We start from the raw sequence: 6,817 nt of genomic DNA on the forward strand, positions 1-6,817 counted from the left end.
TCCAGATGATGAATTGCGGCACGAGCAGGAATTCATCGACGGACTGTACGCACGCGTGGACGCGCTGCGCGGTGACACCGAGGACGGCGTCGCGGACGCCCTCGCCCTCGGGGACAAGCCGATGCAGGCCCGCCTGGAGCGGGACATCCTCGTCGCCGAGCGCTCCGGGCTGCTCGCCGCGCTGAACGCCGTCGACGGCTCGCTGTGCTTCGGGCGAATCGACCTCACCTCCGGCATCAAGCACCACATCGGCCGGATCGGGCTGCGCCGGGACGACGCCGAGCGCACCCCCGTCCTCATCGACTGGCGTGCCGAGGTCGCCCGCCCCTTCTACCTGGCCACCGGCCACACCCCGATGGGCCTGCGCCGCCGCCGGCACATCGCCACCGACGGCCGCAGGGTCACCTCCCTGCACGACGAGATCCTCGACCTCGGCGACCAGGAGCGCACCGGGCACGAGGACCCCACCGGCGACGCGGTGCTGCTCGCCGCGCTCAACTCGGCCCGCACCGGCCGGATGAACGACATCGTGCAGACCATCCAGGCGGAACAGGACGAGATCATCCGGGCGCCCCATCGGGGAGTTCTGGTGGTCGAGGGCGGGCCGGGCACGGGGAAGACCGCGGTCGCGCTGCACCGGGCCGCCTTCCTCCTCTACGAATACCGCGAACTGCTCGCCAAGCGCGCCGTGCTGATCGTCGGCCCCAACCCCGCCTTCCTCGGCTACATCGGCGAGGTGCTGCCCTCGCTCGGCGAGACGGGTGTGCTGCTGGCGACGGTCGGCGAACTGTTCCCCGGGGTGAGGGCGACGGCCGCCGACACCCCCGAGGCGGCCGCGGTGAAGGGCCGCGCCGACATGGCCGACGTCCTCGCCGTCGTCGTACGCGACCGGCAGACGCTGCCCGACCCCGTCCTCACGGTCGAGCACGACCGCGAGGTGCTGATGCTCGACGACGGCCTGGTGAACATGGCCCGGGAGCGCACCCGCGCCGCCCGGCTCCCGCACAACGTGGCCCGCGAGTACTTCGAGGGCCACATCCTCAACACCCTCACCGAGCTGTACGCCGAGCGGGTCGGCACCGACCCCTTCGACGGCAGCAGCCTCCTCGACGCCTCCGACATCACCCAGATCCGCGACGAACTCGCCGAGAACCCCGAGGTCTGGTCCGCCATCGACCAGCTCTGGCCGCGGCTGACCCCGCAGCGCCTGCTCGCCGACTTCCTCGCCGACCCCGGGGGATACCTCGGCGACGAGGACGCGGCCGCGATCCGCCGTCCGGTGACGCGGACCTGGACGGTCTCGGACGTGCCGCTCCTCGACGAGGCGGCCGAGCTGCTGGGTGTCGACGAGCGCGTCGCCCGGGCGCGGGCGGAACGCGAGCGCGAGACCCAGATCGCCTACGCGCAGGGCGTCCTGGACGTCTCCTACGCCTCCCGTACATATGAGTTCGACGACAAGGAGGACGAGGACTCGGAGGTGTTGTCGGCCCACGACATCATCGACGCCGAGCGGTTCGCCGAGCGCCAGGAGGAGGAGGACTTCCGCAGCGCGGCCGAGCGCGCGGCGGCCGACCGCACCTGGGCCTTCGGCCACATCATCGTCGACGAGGCGCAGGAGCTCTCCCCGATGGCCTGGCGGCTGCTGATGCGGCGCAGCCCGACCCGCTCGATGACCCTGGTCGGCGACCCGGCCCAGACGGCGGAGGCGGCGGGCGTGGGCTCGTGGGCGGACATCCTGCGCCCCTATGTCGAGGACCGCTGGGACCACACCCGCCTGGGCGTCAACTACCGCACCCCGTCCGAGATCATGGACCTGGCCGCGGCCGTGGTCCGTGCCGAGAACCCCGGCTTCGAGCCGCCGAGCTCGGTCCGGTCGACGGGCGTACGGCCGTGGGTGCGCTCAACGGAAGACCTTCCCGGCGCCGTCGAGAAGGCCGTCGCCGAACTCGCCCCCGCCGAGGGGCGCCTGGCCGTGATCGCCCCGCGCGACCTGCACCGCTCCCTGGCCGCCCGCCTGGACGGCGTCACGGCCGGCGCCGAACCCGACCTGACCCGGACCGTCGTCCTCCTCGACCCGCGCCAGGCCAAGGGCCTCGAATTCGACTCGGTGCTGGTCGTGGAACCCGGCCGCTACGGCACCAGCGACCTGTACGTCGCCCTGACCCGGGCCACCCAGCGGCTCGGCGTGCTGTACACGGACGAGCTTCCGGCGGCGCTGGCCGCCGGTGTCACCGGGCTGTAGCGGGACTGCCGCCGGGCGACGGCGGCGGGTGGCTCGGGTGCAGCGCGGCGGACAGGGGCACCAGCGACGCGCACAGCGCGGTCGGGAAGCCCGGTTCCCCGCGCTGCACCGCCGCGCGGCCGCGGAGTCCTTGGTGTCGTCGCCGGTTGACCCGTCACCGTACGGGTCAGGCAGGCCGCAGCCACACCGTGGCCAGTGGGGGCAGGGTCAGGCGGATGCTGGTGGGGCGGCCGTGGGACGGCTGGTGTTCCGGCTTCACCGGGTCGGGGTTGGTGACACCGCTGCCGCCGTACCGGGCCGCGTCCGTGTTGAGGGTCTCGTGCCAGGCGGGGATCTCGTCCGGGACGCCCAGGCGGTAGTCGTGGCGGACCACGGGGGAGAGGTTGGAGACCGCGAGGAGAGGCGTGCCGTCGGCGTCCAGGCGGAGGAACGCGAAGACGTTGTCCTCCGCCGCGTCGCCCACGATCCACCGGAAGCCGCTCGGATCGGTGTCCCGCTGCCACAGGGCCGGGGTGGCGCGGTAGACCGTGTTGAGGTCCTGCACGAGGTCGCGCACACCCCGGTGGTCGGCCTCGGCGCCGTACTCCGGGTCGAGGAGCCACCAGTCGGGCCCCGCCACCTCCGACCACTCCGAGCCCTGGGCGAACTCCTGGCCCATGAAGAGGAGCTGCTTGCCCGGATGGGCCCACATGAAGGCCAGATACGCGCGGAGGCCGGCGCGCTGCTGCCACCAGTCGCCCGGCATCTTCGAGACGAGCGAGCGCTTGCCGTGGACCACCTCGTCGTGGGAGATGGGCAGGACGTAGTTCTCGCTGTACGCGTAGACCATCGAGAAGGTCATCTCGTGGTGGTGGAATCTGCGGTGCACCGGCTCGTGGCCCATGTACTCCAGCGAGTCGTGCATCCAGCCCATGTTCCACTTCAGGCCGAAGCCCAGGCCGCCGGAGTCGGTGGGGCGGGTCACGCCCTCCCAGGCCGTCGACTCCTCCGCGATCGTCACCACACCCGGCACCCGCCGGTACACGGTCGCGTTCATCTCCTGGAGGAACGCCACCGCGTCCAGGTTCTCCCGGCCGCCGTGCTCGTTCGGTGTCCACTCGCCCGGCTCGCGCGAGTAGTCGAGGTAGAGCATCGAGGCGACCGCGTCCACCCGCAGCCCGTCGATATGGAACTCCTCGCACCAGTACACGGCGTTCGCCACCAGGAAGTTGCGCACCTCGCGGCGGCCGAAGTCGAACTCCAGGGTGCCCCAGTCGGGGTGCGCGGCCCGCTGGGGGTCCTCGTGCTCGTACAGCGGACGCCCGTCGAACTCCGCCAGCGCCCAGTCGTCGCGCGGGAAATGCGCCGGCACCCAGTCCATCAGCACGCCGATACCGGCCCGGTGGAGCGCGTCGACCAGGTACTTGAAGTCGTCCGGGGTGCCGAGCCGGGCCGTCGGCGCGTAGAAACCGGTGACCTGGTAGCCCCAGGAGCCGCCGAAGGGGTGCTCGGCGACCGGCATCAGCTCGACGTGCGTGAAGCCCAGGCCGCCGACGTACTGCGGGAGCTGCTCGGCCAGTTCGCGGTACGTCAGGCCCGGCCGCCAGGACGGCAGGTGCACCTCGTAGACCGAGAAGGGGGCCTCGTGCACCGGGGTGTCGCCCCGGCGGGCCATCCACTCCGCGTCGGCCCACTCGTGGCGGGACGCGTGCACGATCGACGACGTGAGCGGCGGGACCTCCGTGCGGCGCGCCAGCGGGTCGGCGCGCAGGGTGCGGGAGCCGTCGGGGCGGGTGATCTCGAACTTGTACAGCTCGCCCTCGCCGATGCCCGGCAGGAACAGCTCCCAGACCCCGGAGAAGCCGAGCGAGCGCATCGGATACCCGGTGCCGTCCCAGAAGTTGAAGCCGCCGGCCAGCCGGACGCCCCGCGCGTTCGGCGCCCAGACGGAGAAGCGGGTGCCGGGCACGCCCTGGTGGGTCGTCGGGTGCGCGCCGAGCACCTCCCACAGCCGCTCGTGCCGGCCCTCGCCGATCAGATGGAGGTCCAGATCGCCCAGGGTGGGCAGGAAGCGGTACGCGTCCTCGGTCTCCTGGACCGTCCCGTCGTACTCCACCAGGAACCGGTGGACCGGCACCTCGGTCAGAGGGAGCAGGGCGGAGAAGAACCCGTCGCCGTCGTCGTGCAGTTCGGCCCGCAGGTCCCTGCCGGCGACGACCGTCACCGCGCGGGCGTACGGGCGGAACGCGCGGACGGCGATCCCGCCCGGGACCGGATGCGCGCCCAGGACGGAGTGCGGGTCGTGATGGGTGCCGTGCAGCAGCCGGTCACGGTCGTCGGCAGCCATGGACACGGGCTTCTTGGAGGTCACGGACGCGTCTCCCGGGGTCAGATCAGGTCGGTGGTGGCGAGGCGGCGGGCGGCCGACAGGGGGACGGGCAGCCAGTCGGGGCGGTGCCGGGCCTCGTAGACGACCTCGTACACGGCCTTGTCGGTCTCGTAGGCCCGCAGCAGGACGGGATCGGTGCGGGGGTCGGTGCCGGTGATCTCGGCGTATCCGGAGCAGTAGGCGGCCCGGCACTGGCGCGCCCAGCCGGGGGCCGGCGGGGTCACCGAGTGGGCCGCGTAGTCGAAGGAGCGCAGCATACCGGCGATGTCCCGGACCGGCGGCTGCGGCATCCGGCGCTCGGCCAGCGGGCGGGCCGGCTCGCCCTCGAAGTCGATCAGCGACCAGTCACCGGACGGCGCGCGCAGGCACTGCCCCAGGTGCAGATCGCCGTGCACCCGCTGGGCGGTCCAGGTACGGCCCTCGGCGGCCAGACCGGCCAGCGCCTCGTAGGCGGACCGCAGCCCGTCCTCGTACGGCCGCAGCGCCGGCACCGCCTGCGCGGCCGCCTCCAGCCGCTCGACCATGCCCGCGACCTGCGACTCCAGTTGGCTGTGCCCGAGGGTGGCGGTGGGCAGCGCCTTGGCCAGTACCGTGTGCACCTCGGCGGTGGCCCGCCCCAGCGCCCGCGCCTCGGCCGTGAAGTCCTCGCCCTTGGCCAGCTCGCGCAGCGCCAGCTCCCAGCCGTCGGTCGCGCCGCGCACGAAGGGCTGGAGGACGGCCAGGACGTACGACTGCCCGTCCAGCTCCGCCCGCAGCCAGGCCGTCGGAGGGGGCACCCGGTCGCAGCCCTCGCGGGCCAGCGCCAGGGGTATCTCCAGGTCGGGATTGACACCGGGTACGACCCGGCGCAACAGCTTCAGGATGAACGTATCTCCGTAGACCACCGACGAGTTGGACTGCTCGGCGGTCAGCAGTCGGGCCACCAGCCCGTCGCGTATCTCCCGGCCGGGGTCCCGGTCGAAGCGCAGCCCGCCGATACGGGCCCGGGTGCGCAGGGCCTCCAGGAGCACCTCGGCGGGCCGGGGGTCGTACAGGGCGTCGTACACCGTGTGTCCGGCCAGCGGGCCGTCGGTCACGTGTCCGATCAGCGCGGGCGCCAGCCGGGGCGGCAGCGCCTCGCGCACGCCTATGAGGAGCTGGTAGCAGTCGCCGGCCCCGGCGGGGGCGGGGGGCTGCTCGGCGCGGACCAGGAGATGGTGCAGGCCGAGCCGGCTGTCCGACGGCAGGAGCTCGGTCCCGGCCACGGGGGAGAAGCCGGTGACCGGGCGGCCCTTCCCCGCGAACCAGCGCTGCCGGGGCAGCCATTCGCGCAGCAGGGGGTCGAGCGAGGCGAGGAGGGCGGGCGTGGAGGGGGTGACCGTTTCCGCCATGGCGGTACGTCCTTTCCCCGGGTCGTCGGGGGCGTTACTGATGGGTGCCCATGGCGGGGCGGAGAAAACCGCCCCGCCTCAAATGTGGCGAGAGCCGCGGCCGAGGGGCGCGCAGCCGGAACCATTGACGTTCACGCAGCCCGAGGCTGCGTGTTCTCGCCGATCGCTCGGAGAGATTTCACGCGGTGAACGCGCGCTGTTGATGACCGAGCCACCCGCCCGGCGGGCTCGGGTTCTGGACACCAGAACGGCGTAATCGTAGCACTACTCACCGTGTTCGCCGCGCAGGCGGAACCAGTAGAAGCCGTGCCCCGCCAGGGTCAGCAGGTACGGCAGTTCGCCGACCGCCGGGAAGCGCACCCCGCCGAACAGCTCCACCGGATGGCGGCCGTTGAAGCGCCTGAGGTCCAGCTCCGTGGGCTGGGCGAACCGGGAGAAGTTGTGCACGCACAGGACGAGATCGTCCTCGTACTCCCGCAGGAAGGCGATGACCGCCGGGTTCGACGACTGCAGCTCGGTGTAGGACCCCAGTCCGAAGGCAGGATTCTGCTTGCGGATTTCGATCATCCGCCGGGTCCAGTGGAGGAGCGAGGACGGGGAGGACATCGACGCCTCGACGTTGGTGACCTGGTAGCCGTGGACCGGGTCCATGATCGTCGGCAGGAAGAGGCGCCCGGGGTCGCAGGACGAGAAACCCGCGTTGCGGTCGGGGGTCCACTGCATGGGGGTGCGGACGGCGTCACGGTCGCCGAGCCAGATGTTGTCGCCCATGCCGATCTCGTCGCCGTAGTAGAGGATCGGCGAGCCGGGGAGGGACAGGAGCAGGGCGGTGAACAG

At 72.4% G+C, this 6,817-nt stretch carries 4 protein-coding genes; 1 reads left to right on the forward strand and 3 read right to left on the reverse strand.

Annotation, left to right across the window (positions count from 1 at the left end; genetic code table 11):
• The first annotated feature begins 13 nt into the window (after nt 1-13).
• Complete coding sequence (locus AB0D85_RS44715) at nt 14-2,242, forward strand: ATP-dependent DNA helicase (RefSeq protein ID WP_362334571.1); 2,229 nt, start codon at nt 14-16, stop codon at nt 2,240-2,242.
• Nucleotides 2,243-2,408: 166 nt separating this feature from the next.
• On the opposite strand, the gene glgB is transcribed toward AB0D85_RS44715, so the two are convergent.
• From glgB to AB0D85_RS44730, 3 genes are all read right to left on the reverse strand, one after another.
• A complete protein-coding gene (gene glgB / locus AB0D85_RS44720; protein ID WP_362334601.1) occupies nt 2,409-4,568 on the reverse strand; it encodes a 1,4-alpha-glucan branching enzyme in 2,160 nt (719 codons plus the stop codon).
• A gap of 41 nt (nt 4,569-4,609) precedes the next feature.
• Nucleotides 4,610-5,980 carry a maltokinase gene (locus AB0D85_RS44725; protein WP_362334574.1) on the reverse strand — a complete coding sequence of 457 codons (1,371 nt, stop codon included), beginning with the start codon at nt 5,978-5,980 and terminating at the stop codon, nt 4,610-4,612.
• A 264-nt stretch (nt 5,981-6,244) separates the two neighbouring features.
• Nucleotides 6,245-6,817 (reverse strand): alpha-glucosidase C-terminal domain-containing protein (locus AB0D85_RS44730; RefSeq protein ID WP_362334577.1); only part of this gene is annotated, 573 nt, incomplete at its 5' end.

It is taken from the genome of Streptomyces sp. NPDC048277 (assembly GCF_040652235.1).
Taxonomy (GTDB): Bacteria; Actinomycetota; Actinomycetes; order Streptomycetales; family Streptomycetaceae; genus Streptomyces.